Below are 25,312 nucleotides of genomic sequence, written 5' to 3'. Positions count from 1 at the left end.
GCGGTCGCCCGACTGCCGGCTCGGCGGGCCCCCCTGCCGGGCACCCGCCCCGCCTGAATCGTGGTGTCCTGCCGTCCCGTGACTTCGCCGAGGGCGACGGTGACGAAAGCCGCCGCCGGGGTCGTACCGGCGTGCTCCGGCCCCGCCGCGTACGTCCCTCAGGTCACCGGCGTCTGCACCCGTGCGATCAGCAGGGCCACGTCATCGGAGTTGTCCGGCTGGTGCAGGGTGCGCAGCAGCAGGTCGCAGACCTCCTCCAGCGGGCCGTCGGGGCTGTCGAGCAGGTCGAGGAGCGCATCCAGGCGCTCGTCGAGGGGATGCTGGCGGGTCTCGACGAGACCGTCCGTGTACAGGACGAGCCGGTCACCGGGGGCGAGGTCGACGGTGGTCGTGGAGAAGGCGACACCGCCCACGCCCAGCGGCGCCCCGGTAGGGAGTTCGAGCAGTTCGGGGGGACGGCCGGGGCGCAGCCGTACCGGAGGCAGGTGTCCGGCGTTGGCGATCCGGCACTGCCCGAGCCGCGGATCGTGCACGGCGTACACGCAGGTGGCGATGGAGTGGTCCAGGTCCTCGGTGATCCGGTCGAGGTGTTCGAGGAGCTTGGCCGGGTCGAGGTCGAGGGCGGCCAGGGTGTTGGTCGCGGTGCGCAGCCGGCCCATCGTCGCAGCGGCGTTGATGCCGCTGCCCATCACGTCGCCGACGACGAGCGCGGTCTTGCCCTCGTCCAGCGGGATCACGTCGAACCAGTCGCCGCCGACCTCGGCGGTGGCGCCCGCGGGCTGGTAGCGGGAGGCGACTTCCAGGCCACCGGTCACGGAGGGATGGCTGGGCAGCAGGCTGCGCTGGAGGGTGAGGGCGGTGTTGCGGGCGTCCTGGTACCAGCGGGCGTTGTCGATCTGCACCGCCGCGCGGGCCGCCAGCTCCCGCGCCAGCAGCAGGTCGTCCTCGCCGAACGGCTCCGGGTTGTGGACGCGCTTGAGGTCGAGGGCGCCGAGCACCTCGCCACGTGCGATCAGGGGTACGGCCAGATAGGAGTGCACACCGACCCTGGCCAGCAGGGCCGCCGCCTCCGGTGAGCGGGCGATGCGGGCCAGGTCCTCGGGGCCGACCTGCGCCACCAGGACCGGGTTCCCCGTGCGCACGCATTCGGTGACCAGCCGCTCGGGGGCGTACCGGGCGACCTGTCCGGGGGGATCGGCCGCCCCCAGTGCGTCCGGGGCACCGGCCGCGTCGACGGCCAGGGGGCGCATCACGGCGGGCTCGGTGGGCCGCAGGGTGCTCGGCCTGCCCTGGACCACCGCCTCCAGCAGGTCCACGGCCGCCACGTCGGCGAGGTCCGGGACGGCCACGTCGGCCAGCTCGCGGGCGGTGCGGTCCAGGTCGAGGGTGGTGCCGATGCGGGCGGAGGCGTCGGCGACGAGTGCGAGGCGGCGCCGGGCCGTCTCGGCCTCCACGGTCGCCAGATGCTGCTCGGTGACGTCCAGCACCGAGCCCGCCACGCCGAGGACGGTTCCCAGCGCGTCCTCCAGGCGGTACAGCGAGACCGACCAGGCGTGGTCCGAGTCGGGATCCGCGGGCGTACGGCCGACCGTGTGCAGGTCGACCAGCGGCTTGCCGGTCCGCAGCACCTCAAGGGCGGCGGCCTCGAAGGCGGCCGCGTCGAGACGCGGCAGGACCTCGCCGATCTTCCGCCCGACGTGGTCCGCGGCCGGTACCCCGTTCAGCTGCTCCAGGGCCGGGTTCACCGAGACGTACCGCAGCTCGGTGTCCAGCACGGCCAGCCCGATCGGGGACTGGGAGACCATCCGTGTCGACAGCGCCACGTCGCGCTCCAGGCGGCGCACGGTCGACTGGTCGGCGCACAGCCCGAGCGCGTAGACGTCCCCGTGGTCGTCCAGCAGCCGCATGTTGCGGAACTCGACCAGTCGGGTGCCGCCGTCCTTGCGCCGGACGGGGAAGGCGCCGGCCCAGCTCTGGCCGGTCTCCATGACGTCCGCGAACAGCTTGACGACCAGGTCGGCGTGCTGTTCGTGGATCATCAGATGGGCCGCGTACTGCCCGAGCGCCTCCTGCGCGCTGTAGCCGAACAGCTCCTCGGCCTGCGGGCTCCACAGCACGATGCGTCCCCCGGCGTCCAGCACCACCGAGGCCATGCCCAATTCGTCGAGCAGCCCGCTCGGCCGTACCGCCCCGCGCGCGGGCTCTCCGCCCTCGGACGCGGGTATTCCGGCTGCACCCATTGCACGAACCGCCTTAGACCGTCCTCGCGGCACGCCGTACCCCCGTGCCGACTCCCCTTGTTCTACCGCGCTCAACCGTCTCTGTGACCACGCGGTCGTGTTCTTCCACCATCCCTCAACACGAGGGTGCGCGTCCGGTGAAATGCGCCGGGGTGACGAAGGCCGCTTGTTCATTCGATTGGCCTGTACATGACTGGGTTGGGGCGCCAGACTGTCCGCCGAGCCACCCCACCCCCCGCCCCAGGAGCCTCAGGAGTCATCCATGCCCCTGCGCGCCAGACAGCGTTGTCACGCGGTCCTCGCCACCCTCGTCACCCTCACCGCGACGGCCCTTGCGGCCGCCGCCCCGCCGGCCTCCGCCGCCGACACCTGGACCGAGGCCGGATCCGACCGCGCCAACCCGCTCACCGAGAGCCAGGGCCTCACCTCGGTCGAGGTCCCCGCCGGCTCCGCCAACCGGTACACCGGCATCGGCACCATCCCCATCGGCGTCTCCAGCCGCGGCTGGAACCACGTGGGCGATCCCGACGCCTCCTACGACGGCCACTACATCGAGCCCTACCAGGCCGACTCCGGCACCGCGAAGATGTACCGCGTGCAGGCGCCCGACGGCACCTGGTCCGAGTACGTCCACACCCTCAGCTCCGGCGAGGCGCTCAACAACTCCTGGGTCGCGGTCTCGCCCGACGGACAGTGGATGCTGTCCGGAGAGTGGGGCACCATGACCCGCTTCCTGGTCTTCCCCACGCCCGGCGTCAACCCGAGCACCTCGCCCTCGGCGAACCTTCCGCAGGCGGCCACCGTCACCCTCGACCACGCCGTGAGGGACGTACAGGGCTGCGACTTCCTGAGCGCCACCCAGTTGCTCTGCTCCTCCGACGACCCGGCGGGCACGCTGTTCGGCTACACCAAGCCGCTCCTCCAGATCGACCTGTCCGGCGCCCCGACCGGCTCGGCCAACGTCACCGGGCATGTCACGGCACTGCGCCAACTGCCCCTCAGGAGCTCCTGCTCGGGCGAGTTCGAGGCAGAGGGCATCGACTACGACCGCCGCACCGGGACCCTGCGCGTGATCGTCGTCTCACCCGGCTTCTGCGTCCTGACGGACAGCAAGACGTACCGCTTCACCAGGAGTTGAGCCCCTGATGGGCAGGTGCCGGCCCTCCGGGAAATGAGGGTCGGCACCGATGGCGGGGCCCAGGGGCCGGATGTGACGGTGGGACGAACACCCACCACAGCAAGGGAGATCTCGCATCCATCCCCGTGAAACACAGCACGCACGCCCTTCCGCGCCGCCGGGGGAGGTGACCCGTGGGACACGCTGACACCCTGCTGGCCATGGGCGGCGCCTTCCTGGCCGCCGCCTTCCTCGCCCGCCTCGGCGGCCGCATCGGACTGCCGACCATCCCGCTGTTCATGCTCGCCGGCATCCTGCTCGGTCCGCACACCCCCGGCCTCGTCCTGGTCGAGGACGCGCACGACTTCGAGATGCTCTCCGCGCTCGGCCTGGTACTGCTGCTGTTCTACCTGGGCCTGGAGTTCCACGTCGACGACCTGCGCACCGGCGGCAGGCGCCTGCTCGCGGCGGGCGGGATCTACCTCGTGGCGAACGTCGGCGCGGGGCTCGGCTTCGGTCTCGCGCTGGGCTGGGGGAGCCGGGAGGCGCTGGTGCTCGCCGGGGTCCTCGGCATCTCCTCGTCCGCGATCGTCACCAAGATCCTCATCGACCTGGGGCGGATCGGCCGCCCCGAGACCCGGCTGATCCTCGGCGTGATCGTGGTGGAGGACATCTTCCTCGCGCTCTACCTCGCGGCGCTCCAGCCGGTCGTCAGCGGCGCGAGCGGACCCGTGGAAGTACTTCTCCAGACGGGCAGGGCCTTCGGGTTCCTGCTGGTGCTGGCCGCCGCCGCCCGGTACGGGGCGCGCTGGATCGGCCGACTGGTCCACGTCCGGGACGACGAACTGCTGGTCATCAGCTTCCTCGGGGCCGCCGTGCTCGTCGCCGGAGTCTCCGAGGTACTCGGCGTCGCCGACGCCATCGGCGCCTTCATGGTGGGCCTGATCCTGGCCGGCACGCCGTCCGGACCCCGCATCCGCCGGCTGGTGCACCCGCTGCGCGACGCCTTCGCCGCGATCTTCTTCTTCGCGTTCGGGCTGTCCATCGACCCCGGTGTCGTCACGTCCGTCGCCGGACCCGTCGCCGCGGCGGCCGCCGTGACCGTCGTGATGAACATCGTCGCCGGACTGCTCGTCGCCCGTCTCTACGGCTACGGCGCCCAGCCCGCCGCCGACATCGCCACGACCCTCGTGGCCCGCGGCGAATTCGCCCTGATCCTCGGCGCGATGGCGGCCGGCGCGGGACTCGACGCACGACTGGCGCCGTTCATCGCCGGGTATGTCCTTGTCCTGGCCGTACTCGGCCCCGTGGCCGCGGGGCGGGCCCATCTGCTGGCCCGGGTGGTGCATCCTTGGCGGGCCCGGGAGCACGGGGACGACACCGCACCGGTGCCGGTTTCCGTCGCGGTGGGGGCGGACGCCGAACGGTAGGGGCGGACGCCGGACGGCAGGGGCCGTGTGAAGGAGGAGTCATGCGCCAGCCCGACGAGGAACACCTCATCGATCTCGCGGCACGGCTGGAGCGTGACGACCCACGGTTCGCCCACGCGCTCGGCTCGGGCCGCCCCGCCAGACCCCGCGAGTACCGGCGCACCGGTGCCTGGGGAACCCTCACCGTCGCCCTGGCCCTCCTGACCTCGGGCATGGCCCTGCCCGAGGGCATCCTCGTGGCCGCGGGCCTGGTGCTCGCCGGAATCGCCGGTCCCCTGTTCGACCCGCACCGGGACCGGCCGCAGCGCTGACACCGCCGCCGGTAGTGCTCCGGGAAAGGTGGTGCTTTTCTGGGGGTGTGGCGCGGCTCGCGGGGAACCCGGCGGTCCGGTCATCGCCACGAGAGGAGCGACCACGATGGATCGTGAGCAAGCGCACGAGGAGTCCGTCTCCCTGGAGATCAGCGGATGCAGCGCGGACGACGCGCGCATCGTCTTCGACACGCTGTCTGCGTGCTTCGAGTCCGACCGGGGTGCGGACGACGTGCCGCAGCAGTTGCATGAGACGCGGCCGATGGTGTGGATGGGCACCTTCGAGGTGACCGACGCGCGTTCCTGTCCACCGCCCGCGCCGCTGTCGTCCTCCGTCGAGGCCGATGCGCAGGGGGGTTACTGGGCCATCGAGAGGCTTCGGACGACGTTGGACTCGATGTTCACGGTGCGGGATCTCTCGTCCGCGTCGGGGGACCAGGAGCGGGAGCTGCATGTGCGGTTGGAGAGCCGTTGACGGGGTTTGTCGGCCCGCCACGGCGCCGCGGTGGCTGGTCGCGCCCGTCCGCGAGGCGCGACCCGTCACCCCGTGATCAGCCCTGCCGCACCGGCACCACCACCATCTCCGCGACGTTGACGTTCGGCGGGGCCGCGACCGAGAACGCGACGGCCTCGGCGATGTCCGGCGCGGTCAGCGGGTCGAGGCCGGTGCGCATACGCGCCAGGGACGCCCGGGTCTCGTCGTCCCGCATGTCCGCACCCAGCTCGGTCGTGGTCACCCCGGGCTCGATGTTCTTCACGCGGACGCCCCGCGGACCGAGTTCGGCGCGCAGATTGCGCGTGAGGTGGGCGACGGCCGCCTTGGTGGCGCAGTAGACGGACCAGTCGGGGAAGAGGAGATGCCCGCCCACGGAACCGACGTGGACGAGGTCCGCCGGTCCGCCCCGGGAGGCCGCCGCGAGGAGGTCGTCGGTGAAGGCGCGGGACGTGTGCAGCAGACCGCGCAGGTTGACGTCGATCATGCGGTCCCACTCGTCGGTCCCGGCGCGCTCGAAGGGGGCGCCGAGCATGACGCCGGCGTTGGCCACGACCAGGTCGACGGTGCCGAGCGTCCCGGTGACGGCGGTGGCCGCCCGCCTGACCGCCTCGGCGTCGGTCAGATCCACGGCTACGGGCAGGACCGTTCCGGTGGCGGCGGCGCGCAGTTCGTCCGCCAGCGTCTTGAGGCGGTCCTCGCGGCGGCCGAGCAGTGCCACGCTCGCTCCGCCCGCGGCGAGGCGGCGTGCCGTGGCCGCGCCGATCCCGCTGGTGGCACCGGTGACGACCGCGACGCGGTGGGTGAGGTTCCAGGTGTGTGTCATGCCGTCCACGGTGGGGCCGGCCGGCGCCCGTGACCAGGCCGTATCGCCCCGAGGAGAGCGGATCGTAGGAGTACGGCGGCCACCTTGCGGACTCCCGCGGGACCGTGACCGCGCCTAGGGTCGGGGGCATGGACGATGACAACCCGCTCGGCCTCTTCCTGCGCGCCCGCCGTGCCCTGGTCCGGCCCGAGGAGGCGGGACTGCCGGCCGGGAGCCGGCGTCGGGTGGCGGGTCTGCGCCGTGAGGAGGTCGCGGTGCTGGCCGGAGTCAGCACCGACTACTACGTCCGCCTGGAGCAGGGACGCGAGCGGAATCCCTCGGCACAGGTGGTCGACGCCCTGGCACGGGCCCTGGGTCTTGAGGAGGACGCCGTCGACCACCTGCACCGGCTGGCCCGTCCCGTCTCCGGCCGTTCCCGCGGCGGCCGGCGGCCCGAGGCGGTGAGCCCCGTGCTGCTGCGGATGATGGAGGGCTGGCACCGCACTCCGGCGGTGGTCCTGGACCGCTGCCTGACCGTGCTGGCCCACAACGTCCTCGGCGGCGCGCTGTTCGCCGGGCACACCTACAGCGGGGATCTGCTGCGGCTGGTCTTCCTCGATCCGGACGCGCGCGAGTTCTACCCGGACTGGGAGTCCGTGGCGGTGAACACCGTAGCCGCGCTGCGGGCAGTCGGCGGAACCGGTCACGAGGACCCGCGGCTGATCGCCGCAGTCGGTGAACTGTCGCTGCGCAGCGAGGAGTTCCGCAGGCTCTGGGCCCGGCACGACATCCGCCGCAAGACCCGCGACAGCAAACGCTTCCGGCATCCGCTGGTCGGCGAACTGAGCCTGGAATACGAGTCGTTGACCGTCAACGGCGCTCCGGGCCAGCAACTCGTCGTCTACCAGGCCGAGCCCGGCAGTCCGTCCGAGCAGGCACTCGCGCTGCTGGGCAGCCTGGCCGCGGCCGGGACCGAGAAGTCCCACGAGGTGAGTGGCAAGGACACGTACAGCTGAAGCCGCCGACGTGGCCCGGATCACCCCTCGCCGGTTGTGCAACTAGTTGCATAAACGCGTCGCGGTCCTCTACAACAGAGAGGCACAAGACCGCGACGGAGGGCCCCGATGAGCCGTTACCCGCACCTGCTGAGCCCGCTGGACCTGGGCTTCACCACGCTGCCCAACCGCGTCCTGATGGGCTCCATGCACATCGGCCTGGAAGAGGCCGAGCGTGGCTTCGAGCGCATGGCCGCGTTCTACGCGGAGCGGGCGCGCGGGGGAGTGGGCCTGATCGTCACCGGCGGCATCGCGCCCAACGACGAGGGCCGGCCCGCCGAGGGCGGCGCCAAGCTCACCACGGACGCGGAGGCCGAGCAGCACCGGGTCATCACCGAGGCCGTGCACCGCGAGGGCGGCCGGATCGCGATGCAGATCCTGCACTTCGGCCGGTACGCCTACCACCCGGACCTCGTCGCCCCGAGCCCCCTCCAGGCGCCGATCAGCCCCTTCACGCCCCGCGAACTCACCGACGCCGAGGTCGAGCGGACCATCGAGGACTACGCCCGCGCCGCCCGCCTCGCCCGGCAGGCCGGCTACGACGGCGTGGAGATCATGGGCTCCGAGGGCTACCTCATCAACGAGTTCATCGCCGCGCAGACCAACCACCGCACCGACCGCTGGGGCGGCTCGTACGAGAACCGCATGCGCTTCCCCGTCGAGATCGTGCGGCGGGTGCGCGAGGCCGTCGGTGAGGACTTCATCATCGTCTACCGGCTGTCCATGCTGGACCTCGTCCCGGGCGGCTCCACGCTCGACGAGGTGATCACCCTCGCCAAGGCGGTCGAGGCTGCCGGGGCCACCATCATCAACACCGGCATCGGCTGGCACGAGGCCCGCATCCCCACCATCGCGACCTCCGTCCCGCGCGGCGCCTACACCTGGGTGACGAAGCGGCTCATGGGCGAGGTGTCCATCCCGCTCGTGACCACCAACCGCATCAACACCCCCGAACTGGCGGAGGAGTTGCTCGCCGACGGGTACGCGGACATGGTGTCGATGGCCCGCCCGATGCTCGCCGACCCGGAGTTCGTGAACAAGGCCGCCGAGGGACGTCCCGAGGCCATCAACACCTGCATCGGCTGCAACCAGGCCTGCCTCGACCACACCTTCAGCGGGAGGATCACCTCCTGCCTGGTCAACCCGCGCGCCTGCCACGAGACCGAGCTGGTGCTCTCCCCGACCCGGCTGCGCAAGCGCGTGGCCGTCGTCGGAGCCGGCCCGGCGGGCCTCGCCTGCGCGGTCTCTGCCGCCGAACGCGGGCACGAGGTCACCCTGTTCGACGCCGCGGGCGACATCGGCGGCCAACTCAACGTCGCCCGCCGCGTCCCCGGCAAGCAGGAGTTCGACGAGACGATCCGCTACTTCCGCCACCAGCTCGACGCCCACAGCGTGGACGTACGGCTCAACACCCGGGCGACCGCAGGGGACTTGTCCGACTACGACGAGGTCGTCATCGCCACCGGCGTCACCCCGCGCACCCCGGACATCCCGGGCGTCGACCACCCGAGCGTGGTCGGCTACCTCGACGTCCTGCGCGACAACGCCCCCGTCGGCGACCGGGTCGCGATCCTCGGCGCGGGCGGCATCGGCTTCGACGTCGCCGAGTTCCTCACCGACGGCGGCGACAAGGCGAGCGAGGACCCGGCCACGTACTTCCGCCAGTGGGGCGTCGACATGGACTACACGGCACCCGGCGGACTCGCGGCCCCCGAACGCCCCGCCCCGCCGCGCACCGTGCACCTCCTCCAGCGCAAGACCGGCAAGGTCGGCGCCGGACTCGGCAAGACCACCGGCTGGATCCACCGCACCGAGCTCAAGCACCGGGGCGTCACCATGGTCCCGGGGGTGCGCTACGACCGTATCGACGACGCCGGACTGCATGTCACCGTCGGCGAGCAGAGCACGGTCCTGGAGGTCGACACCATCGTGCTGTGCACCGGGCAGGAACCGCGCCGGGACCTGTACGAGGAGCTTGTCGCCGCGGGCCGCAGCACGCACCTGATCGGCGGTGCCGACGTGGCCGCCGAACTGGACGCCAAGCGGGCCATCAAGCAGGGCACCGAGGTCGCGGCCGCCCTCTGAGGACCGTCCCGAGGACGACAGGACCGTCCCTAGGATGACCCCATGTCACTCCCGCACGCGATCCTCACCGCCCTGCTCGAAAGGCCGTCGGCGGGGCTGGACCTGACCCGCCGGTTCGACAGGTCGATCGGCTACTTCTGGTCGGCCTCGCACCAGCAGATCTATCGCGAGCTGGGAAAACTGGAGGCCGAGGGCCACATCCGGGCCATTCCGGCGGCCCAGCCGACCCGCGGGCAGAAGAAGAAGTACGAGGTCCTGCCCGCGGGCCGCGCCGAACTCGAACGCTGGACGGCCGCCGCGCAGGACCCCAAACCGCACCGGGACACGCTTCTGCTGCGGCTGCGTGCGGCGGCCGTCGTCGGCACGGCGGGCCTGGAGGCCGACGTGCGTCGCCATCTCGACCTGCACCGGCGGCAGTTGGCCGAGTACGAGGAGATCGAGAAGCGCGACTTCCCGCCCGGCGACGACAGCGCGCAGGCCAGGCTTCAGCACCTGGTCCTGCGCGCGGGCATCGAGCTGGAGACCTTCTGGACGCGGTGGCTCACCGAGGCACTGCGGGAGTTCGCCGAACTCCCTGACAGCTGAAGGCTTTTCGGAGACGTACGGTCGCGACCGGCGACCGGGGGCCTTCAGAGGCGGTACGGCCGCGAGCGGCGGCGCAGGAACCACCCCGCGGCCACCGCGCCGACCGCCACCAGGCCGCCGCCGACCGCCAGCGTCAGGGTGCCGTAGTCCTTCGTGGCACCACCGAGACCGCCCATGACACCGCGGGACGGGGAGGCCGTGGCCGTCGCCGAGATCGTGGGTGTGGCAGACCCCGAGACGATGATCGACTGGGTGCCCGCCGTGCTGTTGTCGTGGGCGCACCTCACGATGACGGTGTACGTCCCGGGGCTCACGCTCGACCATGCCGCGGACTGCAACGCGGTGGTCCCCGACAGGGCCACCTGGCGGCCCTGGCTGAAGTTCGCCTGGCTGCTGGTGAGAAGGGAGGCGGTGCCCCAGCCGCCGGTGGCCGCGGTACGGGAGCAGGCCGTGGTCGTGACGGAGACCGTGGATCCGGAAGTGCTCACGGAGATACCCGGTGCCCCGGCGGCCGGCCCGGCGGTCAGGGCGAGCGGCAGCGCGGCGACGGCCGCGACGGTCAGGCCGGAGCGGAGAAGTAGCTGTTCAGTGCGCATGGACTGCCCTCCGGCGGCACGGTCGGCGGTACATCCGTGGCGCCGCCGAGATGGGGGAAGCCCGTGCTGCCTCGGGGACAGCCAATGTGCCTCCGGACCGGCCCGCATGCGGAGCGCGGCCGGACAGGTGACGGACTGCTCCGTCCGGCGCGGACGTGAGCGGCCGTCACGGGGGGAGCGGAGGCGAGCGTCACGGGGCAGGGGAGGCGACCGTCACGGGGGAGCGGAGGCGCCCGTCGTCACCGACCGCTCCGCCGACAGCCCGCCCCAGGTGCCGTCCGGCAGCCGCGCCCGGATCCGCACCCGGTGTCTCTCCCCGGCCTCGCGTCCCAGATAGAAGCCGTACGTCGCCCTCCCGCGCGGAGGGGCCCCGCCGAACACGAGCGAGGTGGCCGCCCTGCCGTCGAGGTGGACCTCGTACTCCGTGACGACACCGTCCGTCCGGGGTGGCAGCCAGGACAGGTCGAGGTAGTACGCGCCGTCGGCCTCCCGCCGGGTGACCGCCCGGAAGTCTGTCGGCGCCGTGTCCCGGCCGTCGTCGTCGCCCGGGGTGGTCAGGCGGACGGTGTCCCCGGCCGGCGAGAGGTTGTCGGCCGCGTCCCGGGCCCGGACGGTGAAGGAGTAGCGGGTGCCCGGACGCAGCCCGGTGACCACGGCCGCCGTCTGGGCGCCGCCCACACTGTGGATCTTCGTGCTCCCCTGATAGATGTCGTACGACACCACGTGCCGGTCGTCCGCCGAGGCGGCCCAGCTCAGCTGGACGGCCTGGCTGCCCGCGGTCCGGCCGCGCAGCTTGCCGGGGCGGGTCGGGGGCGAGTGGTCCGCCGCCGTGGCCGCCGGAGTCGTCGCCCGCACCTCCCGGCTGGGCGGGCCGAGGCGCCCCTCGGTGTCACGGGCCCGCACGGTGAAGACGTACGGGGTGGCGGGCTTGAGCCTGGTGACATCCACCATGTGCTGTGATCCCGGCACATCCTTGACCTTTGTGGTGCCGCGATATACCTCGTAGTGCTCGATCCCGGCGTCGGCGGCGTTCCACATCACGTGCACACTGGTCGCGCTGCCCGCGGCGGCGGTGACGCCCACGGGGGCGGCGGGCAGCCGGCCGTCCTCGCCGTCGTCCGGCCCGACCCACCCGCAGGAGCCGACGAAAACAAGTACTGCGCAGAGGTACAGGGGTACGGGAACGCCTCGCACGTCGCTGCCTCCCGGGAGAACACCACGGCAATGGTCCGGACCAATATGGCGCCGGGCGCATGCCCGCATCAAGGGGGCGGGCCGTGCGGACCGGGCTCGGGAGCGTTACGCACGCTGTGACCTTCACGACCGAACTCTCCACGAGGGAAACGGAGTTCGTGCCGGTCGCGTCGGCCGCTGTCGTCGCCCCGCGACGTACAGGTGGCCGGGAGGCCGGGGTTCGTCGAGGGCTCGGGCCCCTGGCCCCTGCCCCGTCCGGCCCCTCTGCGGTGGCCGCTCGGCTGAAGCGGCATCAGATTGGGCTGAGTGCCCGTCAATGCCCCCCGAGGAGAGGGTCCCTCATCGTGCGTGTTCAGTCACTGACGCTGGCCGCGGCAAGTGCCGCACTGCTCGCCCCGACTACGCCCCCTACCGTGGAGCACGCCGCGCGGACGGAGCCGGTGGTGCGGCGCGAGGGGGCGGTCGAGGCCGCCGACCTCCTGGCCAGGGTGCGGACGTGCGAACCCGTCTCGCACGGCAGCTACCGCAGTGACGACGACACGGCCGCGACCATCCCGGTCTGCGGCACCCGGGACGCGGTCTTCTGGAAGGCCGACATGGACATCGACTGCGACGGCCGGCCCGGCAGCCGCTGCAACCGCCGCACCGACCCGCTGTTCTCCGACACCACCGCCTTCCAGCAGTCCGACGGCCGGTACCTGAGCGCCGAACTGCTGCCCTACGTCGTGGTGCCGGCCCCGAGCCAGATCTGGGATTACCGCGAGCACGGCGTGCGCGGCGGCGCGGTCGCGGCCGTCGTGTACGGGGACCGGGTGCAGTACGCCGTCGTCGGGGACGTGGGCCCGGGCCACGTCATCGGCGAGGCGTCCTACGCCACCGCGAAGGCCCTCGGGATCCGTCCCGATCCGCGCGGGGGCGGCACGCCCTCCGGCGTCACCTACATCGTCTTCAGGAACACGCAGGTGAAGCCGATCGAGGACCATGCCGCCGCCGTCGCGACGGGGGAGCGGCTGGCGAGACTGTTCGTCCAGGAGAAATGATCCCGCCAGGAGCCGCCAGGACCGGTCAGACCGCCGACCAGCCGTCGTGGTGGAAGCGGTCACACCTTCCGGTAGGTGTACGCCTCCGCGGCCGCAGCCTCCACCGCCGCGAGGTCCGCTCCGGTGGCCGCCGTGACCACCGCGGCCACCGCCCCCTCGACGAACGGGGCGTCCACCAGCCGTGTGCCCTCCGGGAGTTCGTCCCCCTCCGCCAGAAGCGCCTTGACGGTGAGCACCGCACTGCCGAGGTCGGTGAGGACGGCGATCCCGGCACCCCGGTCCACGGCGGCGGCCGCGCCGGCGATCAGCTCCGCACTCGTACCGAGCCCGCCGCCCTCGGTGCCCCCGGCCGCGGCGACGGGCACCTGCGTGCCACCGCCCGCGAGCGCCTTCGCCAGGTCCGCGACGGACGCGGCGACCTCCGCGCTGTGTGACACCAGCACGATCCCGACCAGCTTCCCGTCACTCACCTGCGGCCTCCGCCAGTGCGGCGATCAGCAGGGCGGCCGAGGTCGCGCCCGGGTCCTGGTGCCCGATGCTGCGTTCGCCGAGATAACTCGCCCGCCCCTTACGGGCCTGCAACGGCGTGGTCGCCAGGGCTCCTTCCTCGGCGGCCGACCGTGCCGCGGCGAAGCCGGTACCGAGCCCGTCCACGGCCGGCACCAACGTGTCGATCATGGTTTTGTCGCCCGGTGCCGCCCCGCCGAGCGTCATGACCGCCTCCACCCCCGCCCGCAGCGCCTCGGCGAACTGATCCTCACTGACCTCGGCGGCGTCCCCGAGCGCCTTGCCCGTCCGGCGCAGCAAGGTCCCGTACAGGGGCCCCGACGCGCCGCCGACCGTCGAGATGAGCTGCCGTCCGGCGAGCGTGAGGACCGCGCCCGGGGTGCTCGGGGCCTCCTTCTCCAGGGTCGCGGCCACCGCGGTGAACCCGCGCTGAAGGTTGCTGCCGTGGTCGGCGTCCCCGATGGGGGAGTCGAGGGCGGTGAGCCGTTCCGCCTCACGGTCGACAGAGGCGGCGGTCGCCGTCATCCAACGGCGGAAGAAGTCGGCGTCGAGCACTGGATCTCCTTGCGTGGTCGGTACGTTGATCGCTTGCTCACACTCCCCAGCGCAGCCCCGGCGTGCGTACCGGCGCGTCCCACAGGCGCAGCAGCTCCTCGTCCACCTGGCACAGGGTCACCGAGGCGCCGGACATGTCGAGCGAGGTGACGTAGTTGCCGACCAGGGTGCGGGCGACGGCGACCCCGCGGTCGGCCAGCACCCGCTGCACCTCGGCGTTGAAGCCGTACAGCTCCAGGAGCGGGGTGGCTCCCATGCCGTTGACCAGGACGAGCACGGGGTTGCGCGGGCTCATGTCGTCCAGGATCGCGTGCACCGAGAAGTCGGCGATCTCCCGAGAGGTCATCGTCGCCCGTCGCTCCCGGCCGGGCTCGCCGTGGATGCCGACGCCCAGTTCCAGCTCGCCGGTCGGCAGATCGAAGGTCGGGCTGCCCTTGGCGGGCGTGGTGCAGGCGCTGAGCGCGACGCCGAAACTCCGAGAGTTCTCGTTGACCTGGCGGGCGATCGCCTCCACCCGCTCCAGCGGCTGTCCCTCCTCCGCCGCGGCCCCCGCGATCTTCTCCACGAACAGCGTGGCACCGGTGCCGCGCCGGCCGGCCGTGTAGAGGCTGTCGGTCACCGCCACGTCGTCGTTGACCAGCACCTTCGCGACCTGGATGCCCTCGTCCTCGGCGAGTTCGGCTGCCATGTCGAAATTGAGCACGTCGCCCGTGTAGTTCTTCACGATGAACAGCACACCGGCCCCGCTGTCCACGGCGGCCGCCGCCCGCACCATCTGGTCGGGCACCGGAGAGGTGAACACCTCGCCCGGGCAGGCCGCGGAGAGCATGCCGGGTCCGACGAATCCGCCGTGCAGCGGCTCGTGCCCGGAGCCGCCGCCGGAGATCAGGGCGACCTTCCCGGCAACGGGGGCGTCCCGCCGTACGATCACTCGGTTCTCGACGTCCACGGTCAACTCCGGGTGGGCGGCCGCCATGCCGCGCAGGGCGTCCGCGACCACGGTCTCCGGGACGTTGATCAACATCTTCATGAGTATCTCCTGGTGAGGTCAACCGATGGTCTTGGCCTGTTCTAGCAGGTGATCACGGGCGGGACGGCCGGTATTGGATCTTGCCGGTCCTTGGCGGCCCGTGGCTGTCGGAGCGGGTTCCGGCGGTGCCGATGCCGACTCGATGCCGGCTCTGGTGGCGGCCCGTCAGTTCTCCATCGGTGGTCGGCGGCGGACGGCGGTAATGCTGCTCTCGGCAGTATCGACCTTGCGGGAGCGAAGGTCACGTGCGCGCATGCTCTTCGGTGTGCCCTGGGGTCACAGGTCGTGGGCGACGGGGTGCAGCGGCTGGTACAGCGGAAGATCGGCGCCGCTGGGGAGCCGGATCGCGGTCAGTCTGCCCCAGCGCTGTTCGCTGACCGGGCGGGTGATCTCGACGCCCTTGGCGCGGAACTCGCCGAGCTGGGAATCAAGGTCGTCGCACATCAGGTAGAACTCGTGCAGGGGCGGACCCTCGGCCGGGTGTACGGCGACTTCGGCCGGGGGCAGCTTGAAGATGAGCCAGCCGCCGCCCGCGTCGACGCCGGGAAAGTCGAGGACGTCGCGGATGAAGACACGGTCCGCCTCGGCGTCCTGGCTGTAGAGGATGACATGTGCACCGCTGATCATGGCTGACTCCTGCGTCTGGCGCCCTGTCCGGTTGCGTGGTCTCACTATCGTGACCGATTTCCTGGAGGTGCGCGGCGGAGAGGGTCGTCCGACTGCGAAAGCCCTGCGTGAGCACGACCCCGAGGTGCTGTGGATCTCGCCCGCGCTGCCTGGTCGTCGCGGACCGCGGCGACCAGGAGGTTGGCCCCTGGGCCGTCACCGGACTCAGATGAGCGCCCCAGCGGCGACGTCGCCCCCACCCTGCGCACCGGCACGTGTCCGGCCCCACGGGCGAGGGGGCGGCGGCCATCCAGGACACCGGGTGACACGGCCGCCCGGGCGACCGGAGCGGCCCGATCCCGGGGGTCCGCGACCGTCCGCCGCGCGGCCGGGCACCGTTCTCGATGCCGGCCGTCGGCGAGGCGCCGGTGTGCGTCGGTGGTGCCTACAATGGATCTCACAGTCTTGTGATCTGGATCACAGGAGGAGCGGCAAAAATGAGCACCCCGACCACCGACACCGGAAACATTGCGGACCCCGGCCCGCTCGGCCTCGCCGCCTTCGCCGCGACGACCTTCGTTCTCAGCACCTTCAACGCCGACCTGATCACCGACAAGAGCCTCGTCGCGGTCGTCCTTCCGCTCGCCCTGTTCTACGGCGGGCTGGCCCAACTCCTGGCCGGAATGTGGGAGTTCCGCAAGGGCAACACCTTCGGGGCCACCGCCTTCTGCTCCTTCGGTGCCTTCTGGTTGTCGTACGCCGCCTACGCGAAGTTCGTCGCGGGCGACCTGCCGGCGTCCACCGCGCACCAGGCCAGCGGGCTGTTCCTGCTGGTGTGGGCGGTCTTCACGGTCTACATGACAGTCGCCGCGACCCGCACGACAGGGGCGATCCTCGCTGTGTTCGTCACCCTGTCCGCGACGTTCATCGTCCTGTGCGTCGCCGACTTCGCGCAGTCCCCGAACGCCGTCAAGGCCGGCGGCTGGCTGGGCCTGGTCACGGCCGTGTGCGCCTGGTACGCCTCCTTCGCCGGTGTCACGAACTCCACCTACCACCGCTCGGTCATGCCGGTCTTCCCGAACATCGGCGAGCACCTGGGGGCCCGTCGTACGCACCACCGTGGTCCCTTCGGAGCCCACGCATGACCGACACCGGCGGCGAGACACTCTCCAACCTGCTGCGGGAGGAACGGCGGTTCCCGCCCCCACCCGAGCTGGCCGCCACGGCCAACGCCACCGCGGCGGACTACGAACGGGCCGACGCCGACCGCCTCGCCTTCTGGGCCGCGGCGGCCGGCCGGCTGGACTGGGCGCAGCCGTGGGGCGAGGTGCTGGACTTCAGCCGCGCCCCGTTCGCCCGGTGGTTCGTCGGCGGCCGTCTCAACGTCGCCTACAACTGCCTGGACCGGCACGTGAAGGCCGGCCACGGTGACCGGGTCGCCTTCCACTGGGAGGGCGAGCCCGGCGACACCCGCACCATCACCTACGCCGAGCTGACGGCCGAGGTCTGCCGGGCGGCCAACGCCCTGCGGGAACTCGGGGTCGACGCCGGCGACCGGGTGGCGATCTACATGCCGATGATCCCGGAGACCGTGGTCGCGATGCTGGCCTGTGCCCGTATCGGTGCCCCGCACACCGTGGTCTTCGGCGGCTTCTCCGCGGAGGCGCTGCGCGGCCGGATCCTCGACTGCGACGCACACGTGGTGATCACCGCGGACGGCGGCTACCGCAGGGGCAACCCCTCGGCGCTGAAGCCCGCGGTGGACGAGGCCGTGAGCGCGTGCCCCGACGTACGCAGTGTGCTGGTGGTCCGGCGCACCGGACAGGACGTCGACTGGACCGACGGCCGGGACGTGTGGTGGCACGACCTGGTGGACGCGCAGCCCGCCGAGCACGAGGCCGAGGCGTTCGACAGCGAACACCCGCTGTACATCATGTACACCTCCGGTACGACGGCCCGCCCCAAGGGCATCCTGCACACCACGGGCGGCTATCTCGCCCAGGTGGCCTGGACGCACTGGGCGGTGTTCGACGTCAAGCCGGAGCGGGACGTGTTCTGGACCGCGGCGGACATCGGCTGGGTCACCGGCCACTCGTACATCGTGTACGGTCCGCTCGCCAACGGCGTCACCTCCGTGATGTACGAGGGAACACCGGACACCCCGCACAAGGGGCGCTGGTGGGAGATCGTCGAGAAGTACCGCGTGTCGATCCTCTACTGCGCACCGACCGCGATCCGCACCTTCATGAAGTGGGGCGGCGACATCCCGGACGGCTTCGACCTGTCGTCGCTGCGGCTGCTGGGCTCGGTCGGTGAACCGATCAACCCGGAGGCGTGGATGTGGTACCGCAAGTACATCGGCGGTGACCGCTGTCCCGTCGTCGACACCTGGTGGCAGACGGAGACCGGCGCCCAGCTGATCAGTCCGCTGCCGGGGGTCGGCGTGTGCAAGCCGGGTTCGGCCCTGCGCCCGCTGCCCGGCATCGCGGCCGACGTCGTCGACGACGCGGGCGAACCGGTCCCCAACGGCTCCGGCGGCTATCTGGTCCTCACCGAACCGTGGCCGGCGATGCTGCGCACCATCTGGGGCGACGAGCAGCGGTACATCGACACGTACTGGTCCAGATATCCCGGTATGTACTTCGCCGGGGACGGCGCGAAGAAGGACGAGGACGGAGACATCTGGCTGCTGGGCCGGGTCGACGACGTCATGAACGTCTCCGGGCACCGCATCTCCACCACGGAGGTCGAGTCGGCCCTCGTCTCCCACCCGACCGTCGCCGAGGCCGCCGTGGTCGGCGCGACCGACGCCACGACCGGCCAGGGCGTCGTGGCCTTCGTCATCCTGCGCGGTGACGCGGCCTCGGCGGGATCGGCCGACGCGGAGGACGTGGCGACCGAGCTGCGCACCCACGTCGCCAAGGAGATCGGCCCGATCGCCCGGCCGCGGCAGATCCTGGTCGTCGCCGAGCTCCCCAAGACCCGCTCCGGCAAGATCATGCGACGCCTGCTGCGGGACATCGCCGAGAACCGCGACCTCGGCGACGTCACGACACTGACGGACTCGTCGGTGATGGACGAGATCCGGGGGCGCCTGCCCGCGGGCGGTTCGACGGGAGGCGAGGAGGCGTAAAGCAGCTGTGTCCACCGCGCCCGCGGGGGCAGGAGGAAAGCTGTGTCGGTTCAGCGCTCGTCGCCGAGGGGGCGGCTGCGCAGCCTGCCGGCCCGGTGGTCCTCGTGGGTGAGTGACGGGTTGGCCTGGGCCGGCAGGTGCCGTGGGCGGTGTGTCAACGACGGCGGGAGGCTCGGGCCTTGTTCGAGGGCTTTGGGACGCGGCGGGTTCAGGTTGACGAAGGATCGATCTTCGTTCGTCACGGCGGGGAAGGGCCGCCGGTGGTGCTGCTGCACGGCCATCCGCGGACATCCGCGACCTGGCATCGCGTCGCGCCTCTCCTCGTCCGGCGCGGTTTCACCGTGGTCTGCCCCGACCTCCGGGGGTACGGCCGGTCCACCGGCCCGGCACCCACCGCGGACCACGCGGGACACTCCAAGCGGGCCGTCGCCGGTGACGTGGTCGAGGTGATGCGCTCCCTCGGACATGCCCGGTTCGCGCTCGCCGGACACGACCGCGGAGGCAGCGTCGCACTGCGTCTCGCGCTCGACCACCCCGATGCGGTCTCGAGGGTGGCGCTGATCGACTGTCTGCCCCTGACCGAGCACTTGTCCCGCATCACGACCGAGTTCGCCACGCAGTGGTGGCACTGGTTCTTCTTCGCCCAGCCGGACATCCCCGAGCGCGTCATCAACGCCGATCCGGACAGCTGGTACCGCGGCGACCCCCAGAGCATGGGGCAGGAGAACTACGACGAGTGGCGCTCGGCCACGAGAAACCCCGACGTGGTGCGGGCGATGCTCGAGGACTACCGGGCCGGCCTCACCATCGACCGTCGGCACGAGGAAGACGACCGCGCCGCCGGGAGGAACATCCAGTGCCCGGCGCTGATCCTCTGGTCGCTCCGGGACGACCTCGAGGACCTCTACGGGAACCCGGTGAAGATCTGGCGGCGGTGGGCACCGGACGTACGGGGCCACGGCATCGACGCCGGGCACCATGTGGCCGAAGAGGCTCCCGAAGCGCTCGCGTCCTCCCTTGCGGGCTTCTTCGCCGGACGGCCCGAGTGAGCAACCTCTGGGCCCCGGTGCAGGGCATCAAGGAGGTGACGGGGCGGCCGCAGTCACGGTGATCTTGCCGCCAGACGTCCGCGTCTGTGTCCCGGTCGAGCGCCATGGCACGCCGCAGCCCCGCGGGGCTCGCGGGGCTCGCGCGAGTTCGTCAGGCGGATCGCCGGGCCTGCGCCCGCTCGGGCGGGTCGTCACGTCGTGAGTAGGGTCCGGCCCAGCCAGTCGGTGGAGTCGCGGACGCCGGGCAGGGCGAAGAAGTAGCCGCCGCCGGCCGGGGAGATGTAGTCGACCAGGGGTTCGTCGATCAGACGGGTCTGGGTGGCCTCGAACTGGCGCCGTACGTCCTGCTGGTAGCAGCAGAAGACGAGGCCCATGTCCAGGTTGCCGACGTCGTCGATGCCGCGGTCGTAGTTGTAACCCCGGCGCAGGATGCGGGAGTTGTCGGTCGCGGTGGTACGCGGGTTGGCGAGGCGGATGTGTGCGTCCAGGGGGATGGCGGCGCCGTGCGGGTCCTTGGCGTAGTGCGGGACGTCGGTCTCCTCGGTCCCGTCGAGCGGGGCGCCGGTGTCCTTGCGGCGGCCGAACATCAGCTCCTGCTCGGACAGCGAGACCCGGTCCCAGAACTCGACGAGCATCCGGATGACGCGGACGACCTGGTAGCTCCCGCCGCGGGCCCAGGCCGGCTCGCCCTGTCCGTCGCCCACCCACACGAGCCGGTTCATTGCGCGGGCCGACGTCACCTCCGGGTTGGCGATGCCGTCCTTGAAGCCGAGGAGGTTGCGCTGGGCGCCGCTGGGGCGGGGGACGTTCTGGAAGCCGTCGACGCGCCACCTGATCTGCATCGCACCCCGGGTGTGCTTGGCGATGTCGCGCAGGGCGTGCAGCACCGTGTCCTGACGGTCGGCGCAGAGCTGGAGGGACAGATCGCCGTGGCAGGCGGCCGGATCCAGGTTGTCGTTGGGGAAGGTCCGCATCGGGGTGAGCAGGCGCGGCTTCGCCTTCGCGAGGCCGTAGCGGTCGTCGAAGAGTGAGGCTCCGACGCCCACGGTGACGGTGAGGGCGTCGGCGGGGACGTCCGGGCCGAGAATGCCGTTGTCGGAGGGCGGGGCGCCGACGCCGAGGTCGGTGGGGGTGCCGCCGCTGGTGAGGAAGCGGGCTCGCGTGGTCAACGTCCGCAGCAGTTCAGCCAGTTGCGCGCGGTCGTCGGCGATGACGTCGAAGGAGACGAACGTTGCCGCGGCGGGTGCCGGGGTGAGGATGCCCGCCTGGTGGGCGCCGTGGAAGGGCACCTTCGCGTTCTCGGCACCGTCTGCGGCCTGCGCTTCGGCCGTGCCGCCGCTCGCGCTCAGGGCGAAGGCGCCGCCGGCCAGTGCGGCGCCCGCGGCCGAGGCGCCGAGGGCCGTTCGCACGAAGGAGCGGCGGCCGGCCCCCGCGGGACAGCCTGATGCTTCGGTCGACGGCATGGGGTGTGTCCCTCCGGGGTGCGCGAACTCGTGCTCGTGCTTGGGCTCGTGGTCTTCGCTCTTCACGCGGACTTCCTGATCTCCAGCAGGTCCGGCACCGGCGCGAGGTCCTCCAGGAGCTGTCCGGTGGCCCCGTTCAGGCGGGCCCGGGTGGTCGCGTCGAGGCGTTCGACCGGGGTCCAACTCCCGCCGTGGTGTGCGGAGTCCAGCAGCTTCTGAAGCCGGGCGATGTCCGTGTCGACGGTGGGCAGCAGATGCGGAGCCCGGCTGGTGAGCAACGGCCGCAGGACGCCGAGGAGTTCGCGGGTGCCGGTGAGGTTGGCGTCCGCGGTCGCGAGCTCGGTGCCACTGCCCTGGCCGGCATCACCGGTCAGTTCGAACTGGAGGGTGTTCTCCAGGATCTCGTGGGCGCGCAGCGGAAGGTCGCCGGGGTCGAAGTCCTGGGTGGGGAACGCCTTGCGCAGTCCGGCGGCGTCGGCGGCGAGCTGACGGGCAGGCGCGGCCAGTTCGTCCGCGGACTCGCCGTGCCACAGGCCGTACTCGATCCGGTGGAAGCCGGAGAAGCCCTTGTCGTGCACTCCGCCGGGGAGTCCGTCGGGCCTGCCGTTGATCTTCTGGTCGTAGTCCTGGAAGGTGCCGTAGGCGGCGCCGAGCGAGGCGTAGGTGCGGTGCGCGGTCAGCCAGTCGGCGCGGGCCGCCCCGAGATGGCCCGCCCCGACGTCGTCGCTGAGCCGTCGGGTCTGTGCGACGAGGGTGGCCAGGCCCCGGTCGACGTATGCCTTGTACGACGTGAGCGGCGCGGCCAGGTCGGCGGCGGAGACCGGGACGACCGCCGCCGTGGTTCCACCGCCGCCGGTCACCCGGACCGCGCGGGAGGTGACCGCCTTGCCGGTGCTGGGCACACACCGCCAGGCGTACGTGCCGCCCGCGACGGTCGCGGCCAGATCACGGGTGGTGCCGGGGGCGAGGCCCTCGACCTCGCCGTAGACCGCCCCGGTGCCCGGGTCGATGAGGTAGACCTCGGAGGTCCTGTCGCCGGTGTTGTGCAGCTGGAAGGTCCGGCGGCCGGGCTTCGGCGCGGTGAAGCCCTTGCCGCAGTCCGTCTCGGACACGGCCACGGTCTGGGCCCCGGCGGGCCGGGAACCGCCGACGGCGACGGCCACTCCCGCCAGCGTGGCGGGTACGGCGACCACCGCGACGGGAACCACCCAGGCGGGGCGGCGGCGAGCGGACGCCGGCCGGACCGGCTTGGTCTCCCGCGCCTTCTGGGCCGTCTCTGTCGGCCAGCCGGGCGCGCTGCGCAGGAACAGCGTCATCACGATCGCGAGATAGCCGGCGTATCCGGCCACCTGGAGCCAGGTCATGGTCGGCGTCAGGTTGAACACGCCCTGCACGAGGGTGCTGTACCAGGCTCCCGCATCCACGCTGCCGCCGAGGTCGACGGCGTACGACGTCCCGCCGGGCAGTACCCGGCCCTCCTGGAGGTCGCGCAGACCGTAGCCGAGCACACCCGCCGCGATCACGATGAGGACGGCTCCGGTGGCGGTGAAGAACCTCGTCAGGTTGATGTGCAGGACACGGCGGTACAGCCCCCAGCACAGACCCGTGGCGAGCAGCAGGCCGGTACCGGCGCCGATCAGAGGACCCGTGGACTCGCCGGCCGCGCGGGCCGTGGTCCACAGGAACAGGGCGGTCTCCAGGCCCTCGCGGCCCACCGCCAGGAAGGAGGTCACGATCAGCATGCCCGCGCCCATGCCCAGGGCACCGGTGACCTTCTCCCTGATCTCACCGGAGAAGGTCCGCGCCGAACGGCGCATCCAGAACACCATCGCGGTGACGAACCCGACCGCCACCACGCTCAGCGCCCCGCCGAACGCCTCCTGGGCCGTCGCGGGCAGCGACGCGGCGGTGAAGGTCAGCACGGCGCCGAAACTGAGGGCGAGGGAGATCGCGGCCAGGACGCCCGTCCAGACCTGCGGCAGCCGGGCCCGGGCACCGGAACGCACCAGCGTGGCGATGAGTACGGAGACGATCAGCCCGGCCTCCAGGCCCTCCCTCAGTCCGATGAGGAAGCTCGGAAACGCGTCGTCCCACATGGGTGCTGCGACCCTCCATGACAGTCGTGCTCGGCCCGCCGCGGTCGCTGGTTAGCGAAGGCACGCCTTACCTACGCCGACCATCATGAGCGCAGGTAGGCAGCCATCCGGTCATGGGTCAGCAGTTATCCGGTCATGTCCGTGCAATGGGGCAGCAAAGATCGCCATCCGTGAGGCGGCGCCTCGCTCGTGGCGTGCGGCGGTGCTGATGTACGTCGGCGACTGCGGGCTCGACGTGCCCGATCCGGTCGTGGGCGCAGCGGTGGCCGAACTCGGTGGGACGGCAGCGGCGCGCGACAGTGAACTCAAGGTCACGCGCCGCCGGTTGCCCCGTGACGAGCGGGCGGGGAGGGTCACCCCCGCAGTGGATTGGCGCGGGCCGTGGCCAGGAGGTACCAGGCGGTGGCGCCGGTGTGCCGGTAGGGGTAGTAGCCGAACCCGAAACCGGTGTCGAGCGGGCTGCTCGCCGAGACGATCCCGGAGCGGGCGGGGAGGGCCGTGCCGCCGACGGTCTGGCCGTCGCCGAGGAGGTCCTGGGCGCGTTCGATCGAGCCGAGCAGGCGGCGGGCGTGCTTCTCGTCGCCGGTGTGTCCCCGGTGGCGCAGCGCGAGCGCGAGGTGGGCGGTGCCCTCGAACCAGACGCCGTTGCGGTCCGGCCTCGGCTGCCCCTCGGCGATGGGGGCGCCCTCGTTCGCCAGCAGGCTCGCGGAACTGAAGGTGACGCCCTCGTAGGACTGACCGGAGGGAACCGTGCTGTTGGGGCGGTCGGCCGTGTCCAGCACGGCCAGTTGAGTCGCGGCCCAGTCGAGGGAGCGGGCATGAGCTGGGGAGGCGAGGGCGAGGTGGGTCCAGGTCTGGGTGTCCTCCGGGATCGGGGCCTTGTTGATCGTCACGCCGTCGTTGGAGCCGGTGTAGAAGAAGCCCCCCGACGGCTCCCACATCTTCTGGACGAAGGCACTGGCACGCGCGCGACGCTCCCTCCAGACCTTGTCCCCGGTCAGCCGGGCGAGCCGGCCGAACAGGCCCACCAGGTCGGTGTTGTGCTCCGTCGAGGTGAACGGCAGTCTCCGGTCGGCCCCGTCGACCCCGAACTTGTAGCCGCCCAGCGGCTCGTCGGTCCGCCCCACCCGCTCGATCCACTCGCCGATCCGCACCGCGCCGGTGAGGAAGCGCCGCTCTCCGGTCCGTTCGGCGAGCGCGCTCAGGGCGATACCGGCCCACGCCATGTCGCCCACGGCGGTGCCGGTGAAGCCGAACTGCGTGCCGACGTTGGCCGTGCCGTCCGCCTTGACGAACCCGTCCGGCTGCGGGGAGCCGTCGTAGAACGTGTACGGCCCGACGTTGTAGGCCTGCCGCAGTCGGCCGTCGTCGTACACCGGGTCGTGGGACTGGGCGTAGAGCAGCGCGTCGCCGAGGGCCACGGCCCGCGACTCGCCCGCGGGAGAGGCGAGATGGGCCAGGACCGCGAGGGCGTTGTCGTACGTGAACGCCGTACTGAACAGTCCCGCCTGGTCCGTGTAGCTCTGGGTGAGCCGGATCGTTCCGTGGTCCAGGTAGGCGTCCATGGCGGCGGCCAGGAAGGCCCGCGCACGGCGGGTCGCGGAGCCGGCGGACGTGCCCTGGACCGCCTGGGCGGTGCCGGTGCCGGTCGCGGCGAGGACCGCGACCCCGAGGCCGGTCCCGAGGAGCGTGCGGCGGCTGAGGGGCGGGCGGGAGCTGCCGGTCATGGGTCTCCTCGGGAGGTGTGGGGCGGGACGTCTGAGAGCGCTCTCAAATGGCGGGATCATTCTGCTGTCGCGCCGGAGGCGGGTCAACGTCTGGGATCCGAACAGTAGTTGGCGCCCCTCGGCACGAGGCGGTCGCGGAGTGCGCCCAGAAGCCGTCGGCCTTGCTTCCGGCCTGTCCCGGGCTTCGGTCCCCTG

The 25,312-nt window shown here is 72.0% G+C and carries 23 protein-coding genes; 11 read left to right on the top strand and 12 right to left on the bottom strand.

Annotation, left to right across the window (positions count from 1 at the left end):
• Positions 1–158: 158 nt before the first annotated feature.
• Positions 159–2,240: a SpoIIE family protein phosphatase gene (locus ABZT06_RS07620; protein WP_355736323.1), complete on the bottom strand. Its 2,082-nt coding sequence runs from the start codon at positions 2,238–2,240 to the stop codon at positions 159–161.
• A gap of 262 nt (positions 2,241–2,502) precedes the next feature.
• On the opposite strand from ABZT06_RS07620, the gene ABZT06_RS07615 reads away from it, so the two are divergent.
• The 4 genes from ABZT06_RS07615 (at position 2,503) to ABZT06_RS07600 (ending at position 5,573) form a co-directional block, all read left to right on the top strand.
• Positions 2,503–3,378, top strand: coding sequence for a hypothetical protein (locus ABZT06_RS07615; RefSeq protein ID WP_355736320.1), 876 nt, complete (start codon positions 2,503–2,505; stop codon positions 3,376–3,378).
• Between the two features lie 200 nt (positions 3,379–3,578).
• Entirely contained in the window at positions 3,579–4,787 is a 1,209-nt protein-coding gene (locus ABZT06_RS07610; protein WP_355737049.1) for a cation:proton antiporter, read from the top strand.
• Between the two features lie 41 nt (positions 4,788–4,828).
• Positions 4,829–5,098 (top strand): DUF3040 domain-containing protein, encoded by a 270-nt coding sequence (locus tag ABZT06_RS07605; RefSeq protein WP_355736317.1) that lies wholly within the window; start codon positions 4,829–4,831, stop codon positions 5,096–5,098.
• A 106-nt stretch (positions 5,099–5,204) separates the two neighbouring features.
• On the top strand, positions 5,205–5,573 hold the full coding sequence (locus ABZT06_RS07600) for a hypothetical protein (protein ID WP_355736314.1): 369 nt from the start codon (positions 5,205–5,207) through the stop codon (positions 5,571–5,573).
• Positions 5,574–5,649: 76 nt separating this feature from the next.
• Here ABZT06_RS07600 and ABZT06_RS07595 read toward each other — a convergent pair whose 3' ends face one another.
• Positions 5,650–6,417: an SDR family oxidoreductase gene (locus ABZT06_RS07595; protein WP_355736311.1), complete on the bottom strand. Its 768-nt coding sequence runs from the start codon at positions 6,415–6,417 to the stop codon at positions 5,650–5,652.
• Between the two features lie 128 nt (positions 6,418–6,545).
• Between ABZT06_RS07595 and ABZT06_RS07590 the strand changes: the two genes are divergently transcribed.
• The 3 genes from ABZT06_RS07590 (at position 6,546) to ABZT06_RS07580 (ending at position 10,121) form a co-directional block, all read left to right on the top strand.
• A complete protein-coding gene (locus ABZT06_RS07590; protein ID WP_355736308.1) occupies positions 6,546–7,412 on the top strand; it encodes a helix-turn-helix transcriptional regulator in 867 nt (288 codons plus the stop codon).
• Positions 7,413–7,520: 108 nt separating this feature from the next.
• Positions 7,521–9,536 carry an NADPH-dependent 2,4-dienoyl-CoA reductase gene (locus ABZT06_RS07585; protein WP_355736305.1) on the top strand — a complete coding sequence of 672 codons (2,016 nt, stop codon included), beginning with the start codon at positions 7,521–7,523 and terminating at the stop codon, positions 9,534–9,536.
• Between the two features lie 42 nt (positions 9,537–9,578).
• Complete coding sequence (locus ABZT06_RS07580; protein ID WP_355736302.1) at positions 9,579–10,121, top strand: PadR family transcriptional regulator; 543 nt, start codon at positions 9,579–9,581, stop codon at positions 10,119–10,121.
• A gap of 44 nt (positions 10,122–10,165) precedes the next feature.
• Here ABZT06_RS07580 and ABZT06_RS07575 read toward each other — a convergent pair whose 3' ends face one another.
• Together ABZT06_RS07575 and ABZT06_RS07570 are read right to left on the bottom strand one after the other, a co-directional pair.
• A complete protein-coding gene (locus tag ABZT06_RS07575; RefSeq protein WP_355736299.1) occupies positions 10,166–10,717 on the bottom strand; it encodes a hypothetical protein in 552 nt (183 codons plus the stop codon).
• 213 nt (positions 10,718–10,930) lie between these two features.
• A complete protein-coding gene (locus tag ABZT06_RS07570) occupies positions 10,931–11,911 on the bottom strand; it encodes a fibronectin type III domain-containing protein (RefSeq protein ID WP_355736297.1) in 981 nt (326 codons plus the stop codon).
• A gap of 344 nt (positions 11,912–12,255) precedes the next feature.
• On the opposite strand from ABZT06_RS07570, the gene ABZT06_RS07565 reads away from it, so the two are divergent.
• Complete coding sequence (locus ABZT06_RS07565; RefSeq protein WP_355736295.1) at positions 12,256–12,951, top strand: glycoside hydrolase family 75 protein; 696 nt, start codon at positions 12,256–12,258, stop codon at positions 12,949–12,951.
• Between the two features lie 59 nt (positions 12,952–13,010).
• Here the strand turns inward: ABZT06_RS07565 and ABZT06_RS07560 are convergent, their stop codons facing one another.
• The 4 genes from ABZT06_RS07560 to ABZT06_RS07545 all read right to left on the bottom strand — a co-directional run bounded on the left by ABZT06_RS07560 (position 13,011) and on the right by ABZT06_RS07545 (position 15,670).
• Positions 13,011–13,421, bottom strand: a complete 411-nt coding sequence (locus ABZT06_RS07560; protein WP_355736292.1) for a PTS fructose transporter subunit IIA — start codon at positions 13,419–13,421, stop codon at positions 13,011–13,013.
• Positions 13,414–14,013 (bottom strand): dihydroxyacetone kinase subunit DhaL, encoded by a 600-nt coding sequence (gene dhaL, locus ABZT06_RS07555; RefSeq protein WP_355736289.1) that lies wholly within the window; start codon positions 14,011–14,013, stop codon positions 13,414–13,416. Before dhaL ends, ABZT06_RS07560 begins: the two co-directional genes overlap by 8 nt.
• 37 nt (positions 14,014–14,050) lie before the next feature.
• The gene (gene dhaK / locus ABZT06_RS07550; RefSeq protein ID WP_355736287.1) at positions 14,051–15,043 is read right to left on the bottom strand and encodes a dihydroxyacetone kinase subunit DhaK; all 993 of its coding nucleotides are present in this window, start codon (positions 15,041–15,043) and stop codon (positions 14,051–14,053) included.
• Positions 15,044–15,319: 276 nt separating this feature from the next.
• The gene (locus ABZT06_RS07545) at positions 15,320–15,670 is read right to left on the bottom strand and encodes an extradiol dioxygenase (protein ID WP_355736284.1); all 351 of its coding nucleotides are present in this window, start codon (positions 15,668–15,670) and stop codon (positions 15,320–15,322) included.
• A 476-nt stretch (positions 15,671–16,146) separates the two neighbouring features.
• Between ABZT06_RS07545 and ABZT06_RS07540 the strand changes: the two genes are divergently transcribed.
• Both ABZT06_RS07540 and acs read left to right on the top strand, forming a co-directional pair.
• Positions 16,147–16,794 carry an acetate uptake transporter gene (locus ABZT06_RS07540; protein ID WP_355736281.1) on the top strand — a complete coding sequence of 216 codons (648 nt, stop codon included), beginning with the start codon at positions 16,147–16,149 and terminating at the stop codon, positions 16,792–16,794.
• Positions 16,791–18,782 carry an acetate--CoA ligase gene (acs, locus tag ABZT06_RS07535; protein ID WP_355736278.1) on the top strand — a complete coding sequence of 664 codons (1,992 nt, stop codon included), beginning with the start codon at positions 16,791–16,793 and terminating at the stop codon, positions 18,780–18,782. Before ABZT06_RS07540 ends, acs begins: the two co-directional genes overlap by 4 nt.
• Positions 18,783–18,832: 50 nt before the next feature.
• Here acs and ABZT06_RS07530 read toward each other — a convergent pair whose 3' ends face one another.
• A complete protein-coding gene (locus ABZT06_RS07530) occupies positions 18,833–19,024 on the bottom strand; it encodes a hypothetical protein (RefSeq protein WP_355737076.1) in 192 nt (63 codons plus the stop codon).
• Here ABZT06_RS07530 and ABZT06_RS07525 point away from each other — a divergent pair.
• Positions 18,962–19,831, top strand: coding sequence for an alpha/beta hydrolase (locus ABZT06_RS07525; protein WP_355736275.1), 870 nt, complete (start codon positions 18,962–18,964; stop codon positions 19,829–19,831). The two genes, ABZT06_RS07530 and ABZT06_RS07525, sit on opposite strands and share 63 nt — an antisense overlap.
• A gap of 191 nt (positions 19,832–20,022) precedes the next feature.
• Here ABZT06_RS07525 and efeB read toward each other — a convergent pair whose 3' ends face one another.
• The 3 genes from efeB to ABZT06_RS07510 all read right to left on the bottom strand — a co-directional run bounded on the left by efeB (position 20,023) and on the right by ABZT06_RS07510 (position 25,117).
• On the bottom strand, positions 20,023–21,294 hold the full coding sequence (efeB, locus tag ABZT06_RS07520) for an iron uptake transporter deferrochelatase/peroxidase subunit (RefSeq protein WP_355737047.1): 1,272 nt from the start codon (positions 21,292–21,294) through the stop codon (positions 20,023–20,025).
• A gap of 62 nt (positions 21,295–21,356) precedes the next feature.
• On the bottom strand, positions 21,357–23,390 hold the full coding sequence (gene efeU / locus ABZT06_RS07515; RefSeq protein ID WP_355736272.1) for an iron uptake transporter permease EfeU: 2,034 nt from the start codon (positions 23,388–23,390) through the stop codon (positions 21,357–21,359).
• A 353-nt stretch (positions 23,391–23,743) separates the two neighbouring features.
• The gene (locus tag ABZT06_RS07510; protein WP_355736269.1) at positions 23,744–25,117 is read right to left on the bottom strand and encodes a Tat pathway signal sequence domain protein; all 1,374 of its coding nucleotides are present in this window, start codon (positions 25,115–25,117) and stop codon (positions 23,744–23,746) included.
• Positions 25,118–25,312 lie beyond the last annotated feature (195 nt).

This window comes from Streptomyces sp. NPDC005483 (genome assembly GCF_040606035.1).
GTDB lineage: Bacteria > Actinomycetota > Actinomycetes > Streptomycetales > Streptomycetaceae > Streptomyces.
The sequence above is the reverse complement of the archived record's forward strand: the minus strand, read 5'-3'. Positions and strand labels throughout refer to the sequence as shown.

Excerpts from the sequence above, each read along its gene's own strand:
- ABZT06_RS07620 (WP_355736323.1), bottom strand. The coding sequence starts at position 2,240 with ATGGGTGCAGCCGGAATACCCGCGTCCGAGGGCGGAGAGCCCGCGCGC.
- ABZT06_RS07615 (WP_355736320.1), top strand. The coding sequence starts at position 2,503 with ATGCCCCTGCGCGCCAGACAGCGTTGTCACGCGGTCCTCGCCACCCTC.
- ABZT06_RS07610 (WP_355737049.1), top strand. The coding sequence starts at position 3,579 with ATGGGCGGCGCCTTCCTGGCCGCCGCCTTCCTCGCCCGCCTCGGCGGC.
- ABZT06_RS07605 (WP_355736317.1), top strand. The coding sequence starts at position 4,829 with ATGCGCCAGCCCGACGAGGAACACCTCATCGATCTCGCGGCACGGCTG.
- ABZT06_RS07600 (WP_355736314.1), top strand. The coding sequence starts at position 5,205 with ATGGATCGTGAGCAAGCGCACGAGGAGTCCGTCTCCCTGGAGATCAGC.
- ABZT06_RS07595 (WP_355736311.1), bottom strand. The coding sequence starts at position 6,417 with ATGACACACACCTGGAACCTCACCCACCGCGTCGCGGTCGTCACCGGT.
- ABZT06_RS07590 (WP_355736308.1), top strand. The coding sequence starts at position 6,546 with ATGGACGATGACAACCCGCTCGGCCTCTTCCTGCGCGCCCGCCGTGCC.
- ABZT06_RS07585 (WP_355736305.1), top strand. The coding sequence starts at position 7,521 with ATGAGCCGTTACCCGCACCTGCTGAGCCCGCTGGACCTGGGCTTCACC.
- ABZT06_RS07580 (WP_355736302.1), top strand. The coding sequence starts at position 9,579 with ATGTCACTCCCGCACGCGATCCTCACCGCCCTGCTCGAAAGGCCGTCG.
- ABZT06_RS07575 (WP_355736299.1), bottom strand. The coding sequence starts at position 10,717 with ATGCGCACTGAACAGCTACTTCTCCGCTCCGGCCTGACCGTCGCGGCC.
- dhaK (WP_355736287.1), bottom strand. The coding sequence starts at position 15,043 with ATGAAGATGTTGATCAACGTCCCGGAGACCGTGGTCGCGGACGCCCTG.
- ABZT06_RS07545 (WP_355736284.1), bottom strand. The coding sequence starts at position 15,670 with ATGATCAGCGGTGCACATGTCATCCTCTACAGCCAGGACGCCGAGGCG.
- ABZT06_RS07540 (WP_355736281.1), top strand. The coding sequence starts at position 16,147 with ATGAGCACCCCGACCACCGACACCGGAAACATTGCGGACCCCGGCCCG.
- acs (WP_355736278.1), top strand. The coding sequence starts at position 16,791 with ATGACCGACACCGGCGGCGAGACACTCTCCAACCTGCTGCGGGAGGAA.
- efeB (WP_355737047.1), bottom strand. The coding sequence starts at position 21,294 with ATGCCGTCGACCGAAGCATCAGGCTGTCCCGCGGGGGCCGGCCGCCGC.
- efeU (WP_355736272.1), bottom strand. The coding sequence starts at position 23,390 with ATGTGGGACGACGCGTTTCCGAGCTTCCTCATCGGACTGAGGGAGGGC.
- ABZT06_RS07510 (WP_355736269.1), bottom strand. The coding sequence starts at position 25,117 with ATGACCGGCAGCTCCCGCCCGCCCCTCAGCCGCCGCACGCTCCTCGGG.